An 18,270-nucleotide genomic window follows, 5' to 3' on the forward strand; every position below is an offset into this window, starting at 1 on the left:
TTCCGAAGAAGCCGCAGGGATGAAGCCATTGAAAACAGCAGATGGTTCGAAGATCAAGGAGCTTCGAAAACACCTTTGAAGTAGCTGTCGTTTAGGAACAAGCCGGCGAAGAACTGGTCTTTGCTCATTTCGACAGTGGCATCGGAGTAACCGACAGCACTGACTTCGGCGTCGGTCAGCCCGTTGACGTCGAAACCCGGGTTCAGGAATCCGTCGGCGTTCAGGTCATAGAAGACTTTGACGCTGCCGTCGCCCATCAGGATGTTGGCCGAGCCCTGGTGCAGTGCAAACCAGTCGCGTGTGTCTTGCATGTAGACGTCGTTGCCACTGGTCGCCGATCCGCTGGGAGCGCCACAGGCGGCGGTGGTCGGCTCGCCGGCTTCGCAAGCTTTTTGAGCTTCCAAGGTTGCCAGCCCGGTGATCAATCCGATGCGTTTGGTGTTTTCGTCCCAGAAGGCGGGGCCATCGTTGAACGCTTCGGTCAGCAGGTCACCGACGTTGATATCGACACGTTCATCATTGGTGCCCAACGCGGTGCCAAAAATGTCGTCGGGGCTGTGGGAGATCGTTTGCGCACAGATTGCTTCGTCGATATCTCCAGGAGCGGCGCAGCCGATCAAGCCGACATTGCTAGAACTGATACGGGACTTGTCCAGCAAGCTGGCCGACAGTGGTCCGGTGGTTCCGCCCAGACCCTTGAACTTGTCGTTGGGAGCGTCGGCGGTGGTCAAGTTGCCCGTGACGTCGACGGCGGTCTTCACCATGCCGCGGACCAGGTGCCAGCTCGCGGCGTAGTTGGTGTTGTAGCCTTGCGCGATGAAGTAGCGAGACACCAATGCGGCTCGTTCATCGGTGTCGACGGCGGTTCCTGCGAAGAACAGTTCGGAACCACCGCTGGTGCCGGCGAATCCACCACCGTTGGCCACATCACCGTCTTTGCCACAGATACCTTTGGCCAGGCGAGCTGGGGGGGCGTTGTCTTTGCTGTCGTTGGTGTCACCACCAAGCAGGTCATTGAGTTTTTCCGAACCCTTCAGCGGGTTCGAGGGGTCCAACGACTCGTTCATGTTGGCGTCACCAACGTTGACCAAGTCGGCCACCCAGCCATAGGTGTCCATGCAGCCGTCGCGACGGAAATCGCTGGCACCACTGCACAGAGCGCCACGCGAATTGCGGATGCTGTATTTGAACAATCCGATTCCAACGTTTTTCAGGTTGGCACGGCACTGTGCTGCGCGAGCAGCTTCACGTGCTTTGGTCACTGCGGGCAACAACAGGGCTGCCAACAGAGAGATAATGGCGATCACCACCAACAATTCAATCAGGGTGAAACCTGACTTGCGCATGCGCGACATTTCGAAATTCCTTGTTTGGATTTCTACGGACTGGCAAATGGTGCCCGTCCGACAATAGGGAAACATCTCAAGAGAGTCGGCTGGCCGAGTACTCTTTTCTTTTCAAACTCCACACATGACATGACGCTCACGTCGATGTTTGGTTTCGGAGCCTCGGCAACACACCAAGGATTCATCACGACAGCAGTTAACCAGAGTTCGAAGAAGTCTTGATGCGGCAAACATGAGTAAATGGTGAAGCTATTCACCGACTACGTTGAAGTCTGCTGGATCGATGAACTCGGTCGACTGAACCCGCGTATTGAACCGAGCTCTCAAGGCGCCGCAATCGCAAACCGCGTGCTGCTACCGAGACTTCATCGTTCCTTTGCAACGACCACGGCGCAGCTTCATCAAATGGCGCGACTCTGCCAACGAGGTGGCGGGCGTTTAACGCAATGCACACACGGGCTTCACCCGATCTGCGTCAAGAAAGAATCGGACGATGTGGTTGAACGCCAGCGGTGTGTTGTGCGCGCTGGCGCCCGGATGATTCACGCCATTGGTCGTGAGCGATCGCTCAATGGCTGATGAATCATCCGCGCCTAGGGGCATTGGATCGACGAAGCGATCCATGGCATTGATCGGTCTCGCGCGGCGGGCCGGGTAATCGGACAGGCCGGCGATGCGAGTCGTCTAGAGAGTGCGCATGCGGATGTTCTTGAATTCGGTCCACATCGGTTTGCCGGCATGCAGCTGCAATCCGATCAGGCCTTTGGAGAACGATTTTTCAGGATGATTGTCGGTGAAGTCGAGGACCAAACGCCCGTTCAAGTAGTGTTGAATGTGATTGCCTTTGGCGATGATCACCACGTCGTTCCACTCATCGACTTTCATCAGTTCTTTAAACTCATCGGCGTTGATCAATGGTTCGCCGATGATTTGTTTGCCATCTTTTTCCCAGACGGCTTTTTCACCGACCAAGCAGATTCGCCCGCGCGATCCTTTTTCGTCATAGATGAACGAAGGCACGTTAGGGAAATTTTCTTCGTTGCGAAGTTCGTGTTGGTAGCCGCGCAAAATCCAATTGTTGCCAGGGTTCTTGCCACCGCTGACGCGCTGCGAACGATATTGGATGCCCGAGTTATTGGATTCGGTGCAGCGGAAGGAGAGTCGCAATTCGAAATCGGCGACTTCGTCTTTCCAGATCAGGAAGGTGTTCCCTTTGGTGGGAACTTCCGACGTGGTTTCGCCATGAATCACCCCGTCTTTGACGGACCACAATCGCGGATCGCCGTCCCAGCCATCGAGGTCTTTGCCGTTGAACAACTCGGTCATGCCGTCTTGTTCAGGTGGGGCTGCGGTCGGCGGTTGGTCGGCACAGCAGTTGGCGGTCAGGATCAGGCACAAAGTTCCCAAGGCAAACAAACGAGGCATCGATTTCTCCAGCAGGGGTATGGTTTGGGGGGAGGTTTTGACGGGGCAGTATGACTGCGCGTTAACCCGGTTGCCAGAACCCGCCTCTCGCGTCGGTTAAAAACCCGTTACAATCCGTGACCCCATCACATTCAGTTCGGCGGCATGGATTTTGCGCCGAGGAAGCGTCTTGCATGAGCAAGCACCCCCCCAAAATAGAGCGATTTCGAGAAAAGCGATGAGCGATCCTTCCGTTACCGGCGTTGTTCACCTGATTGAAGAAACCAAGACCTACGGGAGCAAAGGCTTTCGCAAGCGAATGGTTGTCTTGGAGCAAGATAAGGGCAGTTTCACCAATTTCGTGCCCGTGGAATTCACACGCGATGCATGTGACAGCGTGGATGAGATGAACGAGGGGGATGAGGTTGAAATCACCTACCGTTTGAACGGCCGGCGCTGGCAAAAGGACGCCACCAGCGAAGTCAAGTTCTTTGTCAACGTCGAAGCGACGTCGTTCAAAATCACCGGCAATGCCAATCCGGCCGATGCAATGAGTGAGCGGGTGTCAGATCCCAATGCTGCGTTCAGCGAAGCGGGCGAAGAAGACGCCCCCTTCTAAACTCAGATCGCTTCGCTGCCGCGTTCGCCGGTGCGAATCCGAATGCAATCATCCATCGGCAGGACAAAGATCTTGCCGTCGCCGATCTCTCCCGAATCACTGCTGCGACCGCCGGCCAAAATGGCTTCGATCGTTGGTTTGACAAATTCTTCGTTCACAGCGATCTGCAGTTGGACCTTGCGCAGCAGGTTGACGCTGAATTCGGTGCCGCGGTAATTCCCCGTCTGGCCTTTCTGGCGACCGAATCCCTGGCAATCTAGGACGGTCAAGCGATGCACGTCGACCTGGGTCAACGCCTCTTTGACGGCGTCTAATTTGGTCGGCTGGATGATAGCGATGATCAGTTTCACGGCTGCGGAATCCGGGTGATGATGTAAGATCGCCAGGTTGCACCTGGCCTACTGGGGTTATAACCCACAGCGGACAACGAAACAAAGCCGGCATCCATCGCTGGATGGCCGGCTTTGCGGCAGAGCAAAAAGCAGGGGTGCGAGAAAGCCCTAACTCGGACGAGCGAGGCGGACACTCATCCGAGCAGGGCAGCTTCTGGCCCAGGCAAGAGCCGAGAAGTTCTCACATAGTTGCGGTGATCACTCTGGTTGTTGTTCGGTTGCCCTGCCGCCAGTCGCGACGAATCACGGCTGGTGACAGGGCAGCGATAGGTAGACAGTTAGTTCACCGAACCGCCCGCCAAGGCGTCCGATGGGTAAGCTTGCATGCCGTGCTCGGAAACATCCAAACCGGCTTGTTCGTCTTCGGGGCTGACTCGCAGCATGCCGACCGCTTTGAGCACGTAGAACACGATGCCCATGGTGATGAAAGCCCAGGCACAGATCACGACGGTGGCCAGAGCTTGGACACCGACGAAGGCACCGACGCTTTCGATTCCATCCGGCAAATCGCCGAAGATACCGGTGGCCAATCCACCCCAGACGCCGCACAGACCGTGAACGGGCCAGGCACCTACCGGGTCGTCGATCTTCAGTCGGTCCAACAGCACGATGCCCATCACGACCAGGGCTCCACCGATCCCGCCGATCACCAGGGCTTCCCACTGGGCTACACGGTCGCAGTTCGCGGTGATCGCAACCAAACCGCCTAGGATGCCGTTCAAGGCCATCGTCAGGTCGGGTTTGCTGAACAATCCCCAACCGACCAGCAGTGCGATGATTGCACCGGCGGCTGCGGCAAGCGTGGTGGTCAATGCGATGTAGGTTGTCGCGGCGGCGTTGGCGTCACCGGCGTAGGTCAATTGGCTACCGGGGTTGAATCCGTACCACCCCACCCACAGGATGAATACCCCGAGTGCGGCGAAAGCGATGTTGTGTCCGGGTAGCGGAACGCTTTTCCCTTCGGCGGTGTAGCGTCCCAGCCTTGGCCCCAATGCGATCGCACCGGCCAAGCCGGCAAAACCACCGACGGCATGCACCACCACACTCCCCGCAAAGTCTTGAAAGCCCATTGCGTCCAGGAATCCGCCGCCCCATTTCCAGGCACCGCTGATGGGGTAGATAAATCCAGTCAGAATGGCACTGTAGACCAGGTAGGCGCCGAACTTCATCCGTCCCGCAACGGCACCGGAAACGATCGTTGCTGCCGTTGCCGCAAAAGCAACTTGGAACAGGAAGTCAGCCGAGTTGCTGTAGTCGCCCTCGTAAGGTGCGTCTTCACCAACAAATGCACCCGGCGTCCCCAAGTAGCCGTCAATGATCCATGAATCGCCTGGATACATCAAAGCGAAACCGATGAACAAAAACAGAATCACGCCGACCGAAATGTCCATCACATTCTTAGCCAAGATATTGACGGTGTTCTTGGCGGAGTTCATTCCGACTTCGACCATCGCAAATCCGGCCTGCATGAACAGGACCAGCACCGCGCAGACGAACATGATCAAGGTGTTGATCGTGTAGTCGTAGTTCGTCGCAGCAGCAACCACTTCCACTTCGGCTTCCGCCTCCTGAGCCAACAATTCGGGGCAACCCACCCCGATTCCAACGCCCGCAATTGCGAGCAGGGCGAGTGGCAGACGCCACTTTCCAAAACGTGCCATTTTCTTCTCTCTCGTGTGGTAATTAACGGAATGTCCCAAGACCGACCGTTCAGTCTTTGACAATGCCGATGAACGTTTCTTCCTCCGGCCTCGTTCATCAACATCCAAGCAAGCCATTCAAATCCGCCCGCTACCTACTCCTGCCCGGGCCATCCGTCGAAAAGGTTGAGTGGGTACTCGTGGAACTTGAGCGTCCGCCTGATGGACCGGGATCCGAAGCATCAGTCGCGCCAAATGCCGGATCGTGATCGCAGCGTCGTTCCTAAGTCGAATGACAGTAAGAGTTTAAAAAAACTAAGAAAAAGAAAATGGCTGTCCATTTAAGGTGTACAGGACGTGACCAGGCGTTAGTTGCCTAGGCAATGCGCAGACGGATGCCTGGGATTTGGGCAAGCGGGACTCTGTGTCTGGCTCGCTCGAAGTGTTGTTTGGCTTTCGTTCTCAGCAGAGAGCGCGCAGACTCAGCAGGTTCGACAGTGACCCCNNGGTGGCACGCCAAGCTGCACGACCTGCCCAAGGGAGAGCAATGCGATCGAAGCGGCAATTTGCTGAGTGATTTGAGTTGAGCAGGCTGTTTAACGCAACAAAAAACGGTCGCGTCCACTGGGTGAAAGTGAACGCGACCGCTGCGGGAATCGCTGTCTGGCTGTGAGCGAGCCAGGCGTTTAGAACAAGAAGATCGAGTCGATGCCGAAGGTCGTTTGCTTGTCGCCATCTTCCAGGCCAATGACTTCCTCGTTGTCATAGTCCCAGCGGATCTCGGGTCGGATCATCACGTTGGCGTGCGGTTTGACGTTCACGCCCAACGTCAGTGCGTAGATGTCTGAATCATCCCCATAGGCGGTGTACACGCCTTCCTGGTCGTACCATTCGAAGCGGCCACCGACAGCCAAGCAGTCGCTGACCGAGTAGATCAGGTACTGGTTGATGTCGAAGGTGTTGCGGACGCCATCGTCGAACTTGTCTTGGGTGTCCAGGTAATCGGTCTGGAAGATGTACTGCAGTTTGTCGGTGAGCGAGATATCGGCCACGATCGACTGCATGTAGCCGCGTTCGGAGTTGCCGTTTGAGTCGTTGAATCGACCGCCGGTGCAGGAATAGATCAGGCTGATGTCATCGCTGACGTCGACCGAAATTCCACCCAAAAAGTTGTCGCCGTTGTCGTCGAAACCGCTGTCCCAACCGAGTGTGTATCCGCCGTAGACCTTGATGTCGTCGGTGACGGCCAACGTTCCCAGAGCACCGGTGTGCGTGAAGGGCTCGCTGTTGTACATCGTGTAAGCGTGGCTGTAGAAGAAGTTGTCGGGGGCGCCCACGACTTCATACCCGATCAGGGTGTAGAAGTGACCGACTTTGAACGACAGGTCGCCATAGCCGGCTTCCATGTACAACTGCGGCAGGGCGTGGCCGTAGTCGGCGCCGTTGTCCCAGCTATTGTCCCAGCCGTAGGGCGAAGTGCCGAACGCTTGGGTGTCAGGGGCATCGGTACCGTAGACGTAATCGATTCGCCCACCGATATCGAAACCGTTGGAGGTGTCGATGGCTTTTTCAGCCCACAGCCAGGCCTGTTGAAATTGCAGGTTGTCGGCTCGACTGTTGAACAGTGGCAGCGCTTTGCTGGTGTATCCCAATTGCAGCCAACCACCCGCCGAGTAGCCACAGCTTTCACCCAGCAGTGCAAAGGGTTCCCCCAAATCGCAGCTGCCAAGCATGCCGCTGAAGCAGCAATCGGTCAGGCAACCGCCTGCCGATCCACCGCCACAACCGCCTTCGCAGGACATGTCGGCACAGCCACAATCGATCTCGACACCACAGCCCGGTTCTTCAAACGGCACTGAATCGCAATCACAGGGCGTTTCGCAGCCACAGCCGACTTCGCCGAAAAATCCGACCGGGGCGACCTGGCGGGCAGCACCGGGAGCTTCGTGATAGCCGGCTTGTTGCGCACCACCGGGGGCGAAGTCACCGCCGCGGTTTGCAGCCAAGGCGGAGCCACCGAAGGACAGCAAAGCAAGCGTGCTGAATAGTAGTTGACGTTTCATAGTGTTTCTCGAATGAGTCCTCGCGGGACGTTCCTGTCTGTAATCTTCTCAGCGCGTGATCAGAATCGCCCGCCCTTGCTTCGATGCCGATCGCCACCACCTGATCATCTGCCAACAGAACTATCGGGAGAAACCGTCAGGAAAATTGAGTGTTCTGGATTTTCGCGTTTTGCCAAAGGCGCCTGTTTTAACAGGCGGTGTTAATCCGTACCGGTCAGGTCGTCTTTGAATGGGCGCAAAAAAAACCGGCCATCACTTTTTGCAAAGCGATGGCCGGCTGATGCATCAAACCGAATGGTTTCGAATCGAGACTTGCTTAGAACAAGAAGATCGTATCGACACCGAAGGTGGTTTGTTTGTCGCCGTCTTCCAGACCAGCAACTTGATCTTCATCCCAGTCCCAGCGAACTTCGGGGCGGACGATGACATTGGCATGCGGTTTGTAGTTGATGCCGGTGGTCAGAGCGTAGATGTCCGACTCTTGAGCACTGTAGACACCTTCTTGGTTGTACCATTCGAAGCGTCCACCGACTGCCAAGCAGTCGCTGATCGAGTAGATCAGGTACTGGTTGATGTCGAAGGTCTTGCGGACCGTTGCGCCGGTGGCGTCGTCGGTGTCCAACCAATCGTTCTGGAAGATGTATTGCAGATTGTCGGTGACGGCAACGTCAGCGACGATCGAATGCATGTAACCTTTCTCGGGAGTTCCCAAGGGCAGGTCACCGAAGCGACCGATCGCGGTGGCGTAGGTCAGGGTGAGACTGTCGGTCATTGCAACCGACAGACCGCCCAAGAAGTTGTCACCGTTGTCGTCGAAACCACTGTCCCAACCCATCGTGTAACCACCGTAGGCGGTCACTCGGTCGTTCACGTTGTAGGTTCCCAACACACCGGTGTGCGTGAAGGGCTCGCTGTTGTACATCGTGTAGGCGTGGCTGTAGAAGAAGTTATCGGGGGCGGTCACCACTTCGTACCCGATCAGGGTGTAGAAGTGACCCGCTTTGACCGAGAAGTCTCCGTAGCCGGCTTCGACGTACAATTGTGGCATCGCACGGCCGTAGTTGCCGCCGTTGTCCCAGGAGTTGTCCCAACCGCGAGGGTCAGTTCCGAAGGCCTGCGTGTCCTGCGAGTCCGTACCGTACATGTAGTCGACACGTCCACCGATATCGAATCCGCATGAGGTGTCGATCGCTTTTTCAGCGTACAACCATGCTTGTTGCAGTTGCAGGTGGTCGGGATAGCTGTTGAACAGGCTGTTGCCCGCGCTGTGATAACCCAGTTGCAGCCAGCCGCCGACGCTGACGCCGCAGTGTTCGCCGAACAGCGACCATTGCTCGCCAAGGTCACATTCGCCCAGCATGCTGCCGAGACCGCAACCGCACGCCGAGTCACAGCCGCCGTCGCAGGAGTCGCCGCAACCGGTGTCGACCAGTTCGCAGCCGCAGACCGGTTCACCGCAGTCGCACGAGGCGGCACAGTGCGAGACTAATTGAAAGGGGTCATTTGCATTGGCGGTCATACTGCTCGTATAGGACGCGCAGGCAATCGCCGCCATCATGGCAATTTTGCTAAGCTTCATCGCTTCAGATTCTCCCGAATTTCCATTTTCTGGGTTTCAAATTAAATAGGGGCAACAACGCATTACGCTCGCGACCAAAGCACGCGGGCCGTTGATGTCCCTCATTGGTCAGGCCATTCACATGACCTTCTGACGTGTCGCCTCTGTCGTCAGAGTGGGTTATCGGGATGGTTTGTTCAGGAGTTGGGAGCAATCTGCATTCTTTGGCAGCAGTCCCCCCGGTAGTGGTCCAGATGGTTCAGATGTCGCGGAATGCGCTGTCAGTCAAACTTTTCTGGCTGCGTTGTGGCGTCTGAATCCCCGGATTGGTCCAGGCGGGGCTGGTGGTCTGTGCGTCGCTTGATTGCAGAAACCATCCGCTGGGGCGGTACCACAACGGCTGCCAATCCGACAAACTCTTTGTTTATCCCCTATTTCCTACTCAATCTCAGTCTGTCCGGAAGCAAAACCGATGGTTTTCTGGCGATCCAAAAAGAATTCTGCAGAAGCCGACGAGGAAGTCTCGCCGCAGGCCGCTGCGTCACCACAGCCGTCTGCACCCGATACCACTGCGGATGTGGCTGCTGCAGCGGCACCCGGCGAGCCACCGACCGGAGGCCTGTTGTCGCGGTTTCGCGGCGGGCTGGCAAAAACCCGCCGCGCGCTCAATACCGATATCCGCGATCTGTTCAAAGACGACGGGCGATTGGTCGACGACGAATTCCTAGGGGAGCTATTCGCCAAACTGATCCGCACCGACATGGGGGCCGGCCCCGCCGAAGAATTGCGTGACGACATCGCCAAACGCTATCGCGGGCGAAAGGTCCATTTGGACGAAGTCTTGCAGTCGATCACCGAGCAGACTCAGCAGATGCTCAAACAAGACGCCGCGCCACTGAATCTGTCGGGCAGCCCCAGCGTGATTCTGGTGGTCGGCGTCAACGGCAGTGGCAAAACCACATCGATCGGCAAGCTATCGCACTACTTGGCCGCCAGCGGCAAAAAGGTTGTGCTCGGCGCCGGCGACACCTTTCGCGCCGCCGCCGTGGAACAACTGACGATTTGGTCCGAGCGAATCGGATGTGAAATCGTCACCAGTTCTCAAGGGGCCGATCCGGCCAGCGTCGCTTTTCAAACCGTCGACCGCGCCCTCGAAATCGGCGCCGATGTGGCGATCATTGACACCGCCGGCCGATTGCAAACCCAGACGAACCTGATGCAGGAACTGAACAAGATCCGCCGGGTCGTCAGCAAAAAAATCGAGGACGCCCCGCACGAAGTCTTGCTGGTGCTCGACGCCACCGGAGGACAAAACGCGCTCAGCCAAGCCAAGGGGTTTAGCGAGGCAGCCGGCTGTACAGGAATCATTCTCTCGAAATTGGACGGTTCAGCGCGCGGCGGTGTGATCTTGCCGATCCGGCGTCAGTTCGAACTGCCCGTCAAATTTGTCGGACTTGGCGAAGGCATCGAAGACATTGCCGAATTTGATGCCGACAGTTTCGCGTCCGCGCTGTTCGAGGGTTAACGACGGCATGTTGCATCTGCAATCGGAATCGACCAAACGTTGGCTGAAACAAGTCGACGAGAATTTGCCGGAGGTCCTAGTCGATCACGCCCACTGCGAACGCAAGGCTGCGACGACGGCGATGAATCTGATGAATTCCTACACCGAGAATCGTCCGCTGTGTGTCGAGATGACGCGGATCATCGAAGAGGAACTCGAGCACTACCACATGGTGTTGGAAGTGTTGGACCAACGCGGGATTGCTTTCAAACGTTTGGCCAGCGGTCACTACGGCCGCGAACTCAACACATTGGTCCGCAACCGTGAACCCGAGCGCGCCGTTGATCGTTTGCTGGTTGCCTCGCTGATCGAAGCCCGCAGTTGTGAACGATTTCGATTGCTGGCCGATCATGTCCGCGAGCAGGATGCCGCGCTGGCTGATTTCTACGCCGGTCTGTTTGAATCCGAAGCCCGGCACCATACGACCTATGTCAAACTGGCCGAACAATTCGCCGACCGCGAGACGGTGATTGTGCGATTGAACCAACTGTCCGAGCAGGAAACCGCGATCATCGCAAAAGGCAGTCCGTTAGCCAGGATGCACAGCTAACCCGGCTGTTTCACGCCTTCCCGCAAATTCACCTGAGTCGAAAGATCGAAGGAATGTCTTTGCCGAAATCAGCCGTTGAGCGCTAGCTCACGGTTCCGAGAGACTCACATGGCAACGTCCGACGAACCGGACGCTAGGCGCGTAGCGGCTGAATTCGAGTTCGCTGAACTGTTGTAGGCAGCCCTCGACGACGTGTTTCACGCCCGGCCGATCGTATTGGCCGCAGCGATGACCGGGATCGCATTGATCGCACCGGCCGATTGCCTGGGGCGTGACGCCCGCTAGTCTTGATGGTGTGTCAGCCGGCAGCGAAATGAGTGCCGGCGGTGGGCCATTCGGCCCTTTCGAATCGGTGGAACCGATTTTTGATCTTGGAATGATTCCGATGACGTTCAAGACGATCACGGGAGTGTTCTCACAATGGATTTTGGCTTTCGACGTTCCGTCACGTTCTCGTTGACGTTCGTGACGATGCAAGTTCTCTCCACAGCATTGGCGCCGGCACTGCTGCCGGCGCAATCGCCTGGCATTCAGTTTGACATGCCGGCGATCACCACGGCACTGGACTGTGTTCACAACGAAGATCACGGGGGCTCTGCAACCGCATCAACACATGGGATGAGGGAAGTGTCGTTCGATTTGGTGGTTTCCTCGCTGATCGTCGATGCAGCGGGGCATTTGCCGCAAGCAGCGCCGCCGATCGATCATCTATTGATTCGCTGTGCGATGCGTGACAACTGGCCGGTGGTCGATTATTCGCCACGCACCGAATTGGAAACGGATTTTGCCAGCCCGATCACGGTCACCAATAAACAGGAGCGAAACAAGTCGTACGGGATCAGCATCGATGGGCAATTCCCGCAAATTGGCGCGGCGCATGCCGGTGCCGATGATCAGGACAAGCGATCTGATTCGACACAGTTCGACCGCCAGGCCCCGATGCAAGCGGTGGTCGCATCGGGGACCACCGATCGTGGTCGGGGGGTCTATTTCAAATTGCGTTGGACTGCGCAACATGTGTTGGAGGGCGAAAAACAGTTTCGTGTCTCCATCGCCGTGCCGCATTCATGGCGCGGTGGATTGATCGATGTCAGTGTGATCGCCAATGGTCGCGACCGCGCCTTGTTCGGACCGACCAAGATCCGAGCGCTGGCGATTTCCAACTTTGTCGTCGCCGTTTACCGGCAGGGTGATTCGGAAGCCGCTGAAATCGCGCTGCGATTGGCGAACTTGGATCGCAAACTGGCCGCGTTGGCGCTGGAAAAGGAATCTTCCAGCGGTGCGATCACCCAATTTTGGCAGCACCTGTTGCCCAACGATTCGCAATCAGCGTCCCAGGAAAATTGGTACCGACGATTGGTGGTCGGCCACGCCGATCCCTACACCGACAAACGCATTCGATCGCTGCCGATGGCGGCTCGGGTTGCCGTGCTGGATTACACCGAAGCCAGCCGCGAATTGACGCAGTTGGGCGACGCCGGATAACGGTCGCGGGCGATAGGCGATAGAATCAAGTGGACTGATTGATTCGTACCCCCACGCTGTTTGATTTGCCATGTCTGAATCGGAGTCCAATGAACTGGACCGTGACGTCGATGCGTCGATGCGTCTGTTCGAAAAATCTCAGGTCGGCCAGGCCGCAGCGCTGTCGCCGATTCGACCGGCCCGCGTGATGTTGGTACTGGATGGTTCCTCACAGGACCAAACCGCAATCACCGCTGCACAGTACTTGCGCGAGGCATTTAATGTTGAAACGCTGGTGTTGGATGCTCGAGAGTCCCTTTCGGTGGCCGATGACACCAGCCCGCACGACGATATCACTTCGGTGGTGATCGAGGCGGTCGTTGGGGCGCGGCCGATCGATCGCGTGCACGGCGATTCTTACGAAGCCATCTTGGTGGCTCTGGTCACACATTCGGTGGATTTGCTGATCGTGCCCTGTCCCTTCGGCCGGGATTTTCAGAAGGTCGGAACCGACAGCGCGGGCACCGTGATCGATGTGCTGCTGTCACGTTGTCCCTGTCCGATGTTGGTGATTCGTCGCGACGATCAGTTGCTGCAGAAATGTGTCGGCGAAATTGCGGTGGTGGTCGGCGGCGAATGCGACGCCGAACGCAAGGCTGCCGCTTGGGCATTCGGCCTGTCTGCCGAGCGAGCTACCGTGACGTTGAATTTGGTGGTCGAAAAAGAACAATACGAGAACATCCGATCGATCGTCGAAGCGCTGTCGGACGACACCAAATTGGACACCCAAGCGTTTGCCGATGCGCTGGCCAAAACGCATCAATCACTACACGCGACGATGGCCAAGACGGCATCCGAAATGGGGCGGTCCTATTACCTGCGGCCGCAAGCCGGTGAAGTTGCCCCCCCCAACCCGTTGCAAGACCAGACCCAAAAGTTGTTGGTGATGCCGATCGAAGTCGACGATCGTTTCGCACAAGGGTTCGTGCAAGATCGTATTCGTCGCAGCCCACACCCGGTGTTAGTGGTCCCCAGCCACGTGCCGCAATGAACCTGAATTACCCACCGACCCTGTGCGGTCACCTTTCTTATCCCCAGAAATCGAAACCATGAATCCTGCCAACGTCAGCCTGCTCAATGCCATCGTCCTGATTGTCCTGGGACTGATCGGATACTTTAGCTCCGAGAATCCTTCGCCGACGGCGTTTATTCCCGTCGTCTTTGGGGTGATCCTGTTGGCGACCAATCCGGGAGTCCGCAAGCACAACAAAGCCATCGCGCACGTCGCGGTGCTGGCGACGCTGCTGATCCTGCTGGGACTGGCGATGCCACTCAAAGGTGCGATCGGCCGTGGCGACGGGGCGGCAATCGGTCGTGTCAGCGTGATGCTGATCACGACCGTGCTAGCGATGGTGGTGTTTATCCGCAGCTTCATTGAAGCGCGAAAAGCAAAGACTGCGGTGGCCGAAGAAACTGAGCAGTGATCGCTGAGACGTGCAGCGTGGGATCTTTGAACAAGGATCCACGACCGTTTTTATCGACGAACGGTGATCGAGGGCACGGTTGCGATGGTGGTGGTGGTCATCGGCGTGGAGTAGCTGTTGGACGGATACAACACTTGAGGATCCATGCCGGATTGATGCACGCTACGTGACGGATCACTGCGGCTGGCGACCGAGGAGACGGGGGCGTTGGGCGAAGCCATCGGCTGCAATCGGGCCACAACGGCCGGGTCCACGTTGGACGACGGAATCGTCGGCTGCGGCATCGCTCGAGCGACCAGTTCCAATTCGGTGTGCTGGCGGTTTTCGTAGCGAACCTGGCGGTGAGGGATTTCCACCGTGCGTTTTTCGGGGACATAGCGGGTGTGCATCGTCGTTCGCTCGACCACTTCGGTACGGGCTTCCCAGCGCGTTTCGGGCACTTGGCGGTAGGCCACGGTGGGTTGTCGCAGCAAATTCCAGCGCCCTTGCACGACCGGACGCCATTTGACTTCCGTCACCGGCAGGTAGGTGGTTTTGTATTCCGGGCGGGTTTCTTTCACCGTTTCAGGGCGATAGACCAGCGTTTCTTGCCGCTCAATGCGTTCGTCGACAACCGGTGTGACCACACTGCGAGTGACTTTGCGATACACGTCCCCTGTCGCCGGATCTTGATGGAACCCGCCCGAGGGGGCTTGAGCCAGGCTGCTGCTTGCCGTCGTCAGGCAACCCGCTGCAAGGCATAATTGAAGTGCTGATTTTCGTAACAATTCCGTTTGATAAACGTTCATGCTGAATTCTCCCCCGCCGCGGCAATCACTGCTTGGGCATGAATGGGTCCGTCTGAAAAGTAGATTCGTCGATCGACGCGGCCCCACGTCGTTGGACTGTTTTCAAAAATCGGTTGTGACTCCCGGCGAACTCGAACAATACCGACGCGACGTAGAAAAAAGATGATCGACCCCAAGCTGCTGAACTTGATTCAATGTCCTATTTCAGGGCAATCCTTACAGATTGCTGCGGATGACCTGGTCCAAAAATTGAACCAAAAAATTTCCCAGGGAAGCCTCCGAGACCGCTTGGACGAGCGTGTCGAGCAACAAATTGAACAGGCGTTAATCACTGCCGATGGTGCTCGTTTGTATCCCGTACGAGGTGGAATCCCCTCCTTGATCGCCGACAGCGCGATCGAATGGGAGGCGTCCGAGCAGAGCGGTTGAATCAGCCGCTAAGGCACCAATGGCGTAGCGCGGTTTCGTACACCTCGATGCCGCGTTGCAGTTGGTCGATCGCAATCCATTCGTCCACCGTGTGCGCTTGGTGAATGCTGCCCGGTCCGATGACGACCCGCTGTGAAAGTTCGTTCATCACCCCACCGTCGGTGGCGTAGCACACGGTTTGTGTTTGCGTTCCAGCGAGAGTTTTTAGTTGCTGGACAAACGCACTGCTGGGATCGGTCCACAATGGATCGCAGCCGGGAACCAGCGTGAACTGCAATCCCAGTTGATCGGCGGCCTGTTGGACCTGTGCGAACAACGGCTGTTCATCGACGCCCGGCATGGTCCGCAAACACACCCAAGCGTCGGACCGTTCGGGCGTGATGTTGACCACATGACTGTGGTCATTGAAGCCAAAGTTCCAGGATAGCGTCGGCGGGTCGAAACGATCATCGCGCAGCCCCGGATCTTCGCGAGTCAGTTTGCACAGCTGCAACAGTTTCGACAGCATCGGAACCATCGCTTCGTTGGCATTGATCCCATAGGCGGTCGCGCTATGACCGGCCCGCCCGATGCTGCGGATCTTACATCCTTGGATGCCTTTGTGCGCATAAACGACATTCATCTCGGTGGGTTCGCCGATGATCGATGGTGGATCGCTGGCGACCAGTTGACGGTAGCCGGGGCACTGCCGAACCATGTGTTTGGCGCCTTCGAAACCGATTTCTTCGTCGGCTGTGCAGACCAGCCAGATCGGCGCAGTCTGGGCACGGCGATCGATCCGGGCGACGGCAGACACCATCGCCGCAAACGATCCTTTCATGTCACAGGCACCACGGCCGTAGATTCGATCGTTGTAGACCAGCGCGTCAAACGGATCGCCTCGGTCGGCCTGACCACCGGGACCAATCCATTGTTTGGCAGGGACGACATCGGTGTGACAGAAATAAGCCAGGCCAGGAAGCTGCGGCTGTGATCGTTCGGCCAGCGGTTGCCGAACCGCAACCAAGTTGACTTTGCGGACACCACGTTGGTCATCGTATTGGCTGCGCCAGATCGAAAATCCCAGTTCCGATAACAGGGCACTGCAATGCTCGCTGATCTCCAGGTTGCTCGAGGAACTGACCGATGGATAGGCAATCAGATCTTTGAGCACTGCGATGGCTGATTCGAGTGTGCCGTCCGGGCAGTGGTCGTCCATGGTGTTTGACATCTACTTCGAAAACATCTCTTTGGCGACTTGCTGCAGCGCTGCGGTGTCTACCGTTTCCAATTTGCCATCGACCGAGGCTAACAATCCGAGCGCAGCCTGGCGGTACTCGTCATTGGTCCCTGGATGGATCAAGCGGTACAACGCCAGTCCGGCGATCGCGTCGGGTTGATCGGGAGGCAAGGAGAACGAAGCGATTTTTTCGGTCAACCGCGGCGGCATGTCGTCCAAGGTAAAGGTCTTGGTGGTGCGGTTGTATTGAATCGACAACTCATCGGGTTTGGCTTCGACCACGATGACCGGTAAATCCTTGGTGTACTCGAACGTGTTTCCGGTGCTTAACGTTGCCAATCCACGTTCGATCGCGCCCCGATAAAAACTGGCCAAATCGGCGATGTCATAAAGCGTCGCAGCACGCTTGGCTTGGTCGGCGGGAAGATCCAGTTTCAACAATGCGTCTGCTGCTGTTTTCATCTGTCCCCAGTCGGCCGATTGAATCAGCTGTTCGACCGCTGCGATTTTGGCCTGGTTGGCCTGCATCATTTCTGCCGACGGGGGCGGCGGCGTGGGGGGCGTGGCCGGGGCGGCATCCGGTGTGGGATTCATTGCCGGTGGATCAGGCTGCATCGGCGACGCCGGATCGGGCGTCATCGTCGGTGGTTGTGCCGAGTTGGTTGGCTCGGCTGGTTGCATGGCATCGTTCATCGATTTGTCCGACGCGTCCGATGGATTAGACGGTCGCAATGATTCGGCGATGCCGCTGGATGCAACGCCGCCTAAAATTCCATCCCGCGGCGTCGCTGCTGGTCGTGGCCGATCATTCACCGCTGATGGCGGGGCGACCGTGACGCCGGTCTGGTTAGGGGTGATCGCGACGCGATTGCCATTGACCAGAAAATTCAACAACCACCCGATCAATCCCAACATCGCGATCACAAACAGTCCCAGCACCAACATGCCTGACTGGTTCTTGCGACGTTTCTTCTTTTTCGGCTTGGGCGGCTGCCAACCGATCCCGGCGGGTGCCGGCGCCGCCGGTTGGGGCGTGGTTGCCGCGCTGCCTGTGGTTGTATTGCCCGTCGTGGTGTTGCCGGGGGCGGGTGTCAGTGGGGGAGTGCCTAGCGGTGGAACACCCAACACCGCCGCCGGCGACGCAGCGGCAGATGTCGTCGTGTTGGGTGGGGAGGATGGATCCGTTGCTGGCGTGTTGGTCTGGGCAGCGAGCGGGTTGGTCGCTGGCAGCAGTCCGGCCAACGGATCATCGTCGTCGCTGGCAGCCGATGGAGGATCCAGCGATGGTTGGGCAGCGGTCGGTGTTTGCCGGGCGGGTTGCACTGGCGATTCTGCGGCTGCAAAACGCGACTCGAGTTGTCGTCGTCGCGTGGGGTCTTCCAAAACTTTTCTTGCCGCTTCGGCCAACTGCGCCGCTTGTTTCCAGACGATCGGATCGGCACTGGGTTTGGCAGACCTCAGGTCGGCATAAACGCGTTGGATCGCCGCGCCGATGGTGGCGGTGTCCGGTTCGCCGCTGCGCAGGCCAAACACTTGGTAGGCATTTGGCTTGTTGACCGAACCCGGTATCGGCAGCAAATCGGAGAGTTTGGTGGCGGACATGGACTTAAAAAGAAGGGACCGTTGTTTCGCGGTGTGGTATCAAGCGGCGGCGGAACCTTTGAAGTTGCGCGTTCGCATGAGTGATTGTTTTTTCCTAACCCGACGCGTGAGCGAGGGATTCCGTTAATGTGCTAAATCCCTGGCTCCC

Annotated in this window: 16 protein-coding genes; 7 read left to right on the plus strand and 9 right to left on the minus strand. The window is 57.4% G+C overall.

What is annotated here, in order from left to right:
* Positions 1–53 precede the first annotated feature (53 nt).
* Complete coding sequence (locus tag NHH03_RS08710) at positions 54–1,355, minus strand: DUF1559 family PulG-like putative transporter (RefSeq protein ID WP_390895542.1); 1,302 nt, start codon at positions 1,353–1,355, stop codon at positions 54–56.
* Between the two features lie 675 nt (positions 1,356–2,030).
* Positions 2,031–2,771, minus strand: a complete 741-nt coding sequence (locus NHH03_RS08715; RefSeq protein ID WP_253155381.1) for a 3-keto-disaccharide hydrolase — start codon at positions 2,769–2,771, stop codon at positions 2,031–2,033.
* Positions 2,772–2,988: 217 nt separating this feature from the next.
* On the opposite strand from NHH03_RS08715, the gene NHH03_RS08720 reads away from it, so the two are divergent.
* Positions 2,989–3,369: a DUF3127 domain-containing protein gene (locus NHH03_RS08720; RefSeq protein ID WP_253155382.1), complete on the plus strand. Its 381-nt coding sequence runs from the start codon at positions 2,989–2,991 to the stop codon at positions 3,367–3,369.
* Positions 3,370–3,371: 2 nt separating this feature from the next.
* Here NHH03_RS08720 and NHH03_RS08725 read toward each other — a convergent pair whose 3' ends face one another.
* The 4 genes from NHH03_RS08725 to NHH03_RS08740 form a co-directional block, all read right to left on the minus strand.
* On the minus strand, positions 3,372–3,719 hold the full coding sequence (locus NHH03_RS08725) for a P-II family nitrogen regulator (protein WP_253155383.1): 348 nt from the start codon (positions 3,717–3,719) through the stop codon (positions 3,372–3,374).
* A 320-nt stretch (positions 3,720–4,039) separates the two neighbouring features.
* Positions 4,040–5,422: an ammonium transporter gene (locus tag NHH03_RS08730; protein ID WP_253155384.1), complete on the minus strand. Its 1,383-nt coding sequence runs from the start codon at positions 5,420–5,422 to the stop codon at positions 4,040–4,042.
* 665 nt (positions 5,423–6,087) lie between these two features.
* Positions 6,088–7,464 (minus strand): porin, encoded by a 1,377-nt coding sequence (locus tag NHH03_RS08735; protein ID WP_253155385.1) that lies wholly within the window; start codon positions 7,462–7,464, stop codon positions 6,088–6,090.
* Positions 7,465–7,780: 316 nt separating this feature from the next.
* The gene (locus tag NHH03_RS08740; protein ID WP_253155386.1) at positions 7,781–9,043 is read right to left on the minus strand and encodes a porin; all 1,263 of its coding nucleotides are present in this window, start codon (positions 9,041–9,043) and stop codon (positions 7,781–7,783) included.
* Between the two features lie 451 nt (positions 9,044–9,494).
* Between NHH03_RS08740 and ftsY the strand changes: the two genes are divergently transcribed.
* From ftsY to NHH03_RS08765, 5 genes are all read left to right on the plus strand, one after another.
* Entirely contained in the window at positions 9,495–10,547 is a 1,053-nt protein-coding gene (gene ftsY / locus NHH03_RS08745; protein ID WP_253155387.1) for a signal recognition particle-docking protein FtsY, read from the plus strand.
* 7 nt (positions 10,548–10,554) lie between these two features.
* Positions 10,555–11,136 carry a tRNA-(ms[2]io[6]A)-hydroxylase gene (gene miaE / locus NHH03_RS08750; protein WP_253155388.1) on the plus strand — a complete coding sequence of 194 codons (582 nt, stop codon included), beginning with the start codon at positions 10,555–10,557 and terminating at the stop codon, positions 11,134–11,136.
* Positions 11,137–11,607: 471 nt separating this feature from the next.
* Positions 11,608–12,621, plus strand: a complete 1,014-nt coding sequence (locus NHH03_RS08755) for a hypothetical protein (protein WP_253155389.1) — start codon at positions 11,608–11,610, stop codon at positions 12,619–12,621.
* 70 nt (positions 12,622–12,691) lie between these two features.
* Positions 12,692–13,651: a universal stress protein gene (locus NHH03_RS08760; RefSeq protein ID WP_253155390.1), complete on the plus strand. Its 960-nt coding sequence runs from the start codon at positions 12,692–12,694 to the stop codon at positions 13,649–13,651.
* A gap of 58 nt (positions 13,652–13,709) precedes the next feature.
* Positions 13,710–14,084, plus strand: a complete 375-nt coding sequence (locus tag NHH03_RS08765; RefSeq protein WP_253155391.1) for a hypothetical protein — start codon at positions 13,710–13,712, stop codon at positions 14,082–14,084.
* A 50-nt stretch (positions 14,085–14,134) separates the two neighbouring features.
* Here the strand turns inward: NHH03_RS08765 and NHH03_RS08770 are convergent, their stop codons facing one another.
* Complete coding sequence (locus tag NHH03_RS08770) at positions 14,135–14,872, minus strand: hypothetical protein (RefSeq protein WP_253155392.1); 738 nt, start codon at positions 14,870–14,872, stop codon at positions 14,135–14,137.
* Between the two features lie 162 nt (positions 14,873–15,034).
* Between NHH03_RS08770 and NHH03_RS08775 the strand changes: the two genes are divergently transcribed.
* A complete protein-coding gene (locus NHH03_RS08775) occupies positions 15,035–15,301 on the plus strand; it encodes a Trm112 family protein (RefSeq protein ID WP_253155393.1) in 267 nt (88 codons plus the stop codon).
* Position 15,302: 1 nt separating this feature from the next.
* On the opposite strand, the gene NHH03_RS08780 is transcribed toward NHH03_RS08775, so the two are convergent.
* On the minus strand, positions 15,303–16,511 hold the full coding sequence (locus NHH03_RS08780) for a M20 family metallopeptidase (RefSeq protein ID WP_253155394.1): 1,209 nt from the start codon (positions 16,509–16,511) through the stop codon (positions 15,303–15,305).
* Entirely contained in the window at positions 16,512–18,122 is a 1,611-nt protein-coding gene (locus NHH03_RS08785; protein ID WP_253155395.1) for a hypothetical protein, read from the minus strand.
* Positions 18,123–18,270: the final 148 nt, after the last annotated feature.

The organism is Stieleria tagensis (genome assembly GCF_024129865.1).
GTDB classification, from domain to species: domain Bacteria; phylum Planctomycetota; class Planctomycetia; order Pirellulales; family Pirellulaceae; genus Stieleria; species Stieleria tagensis.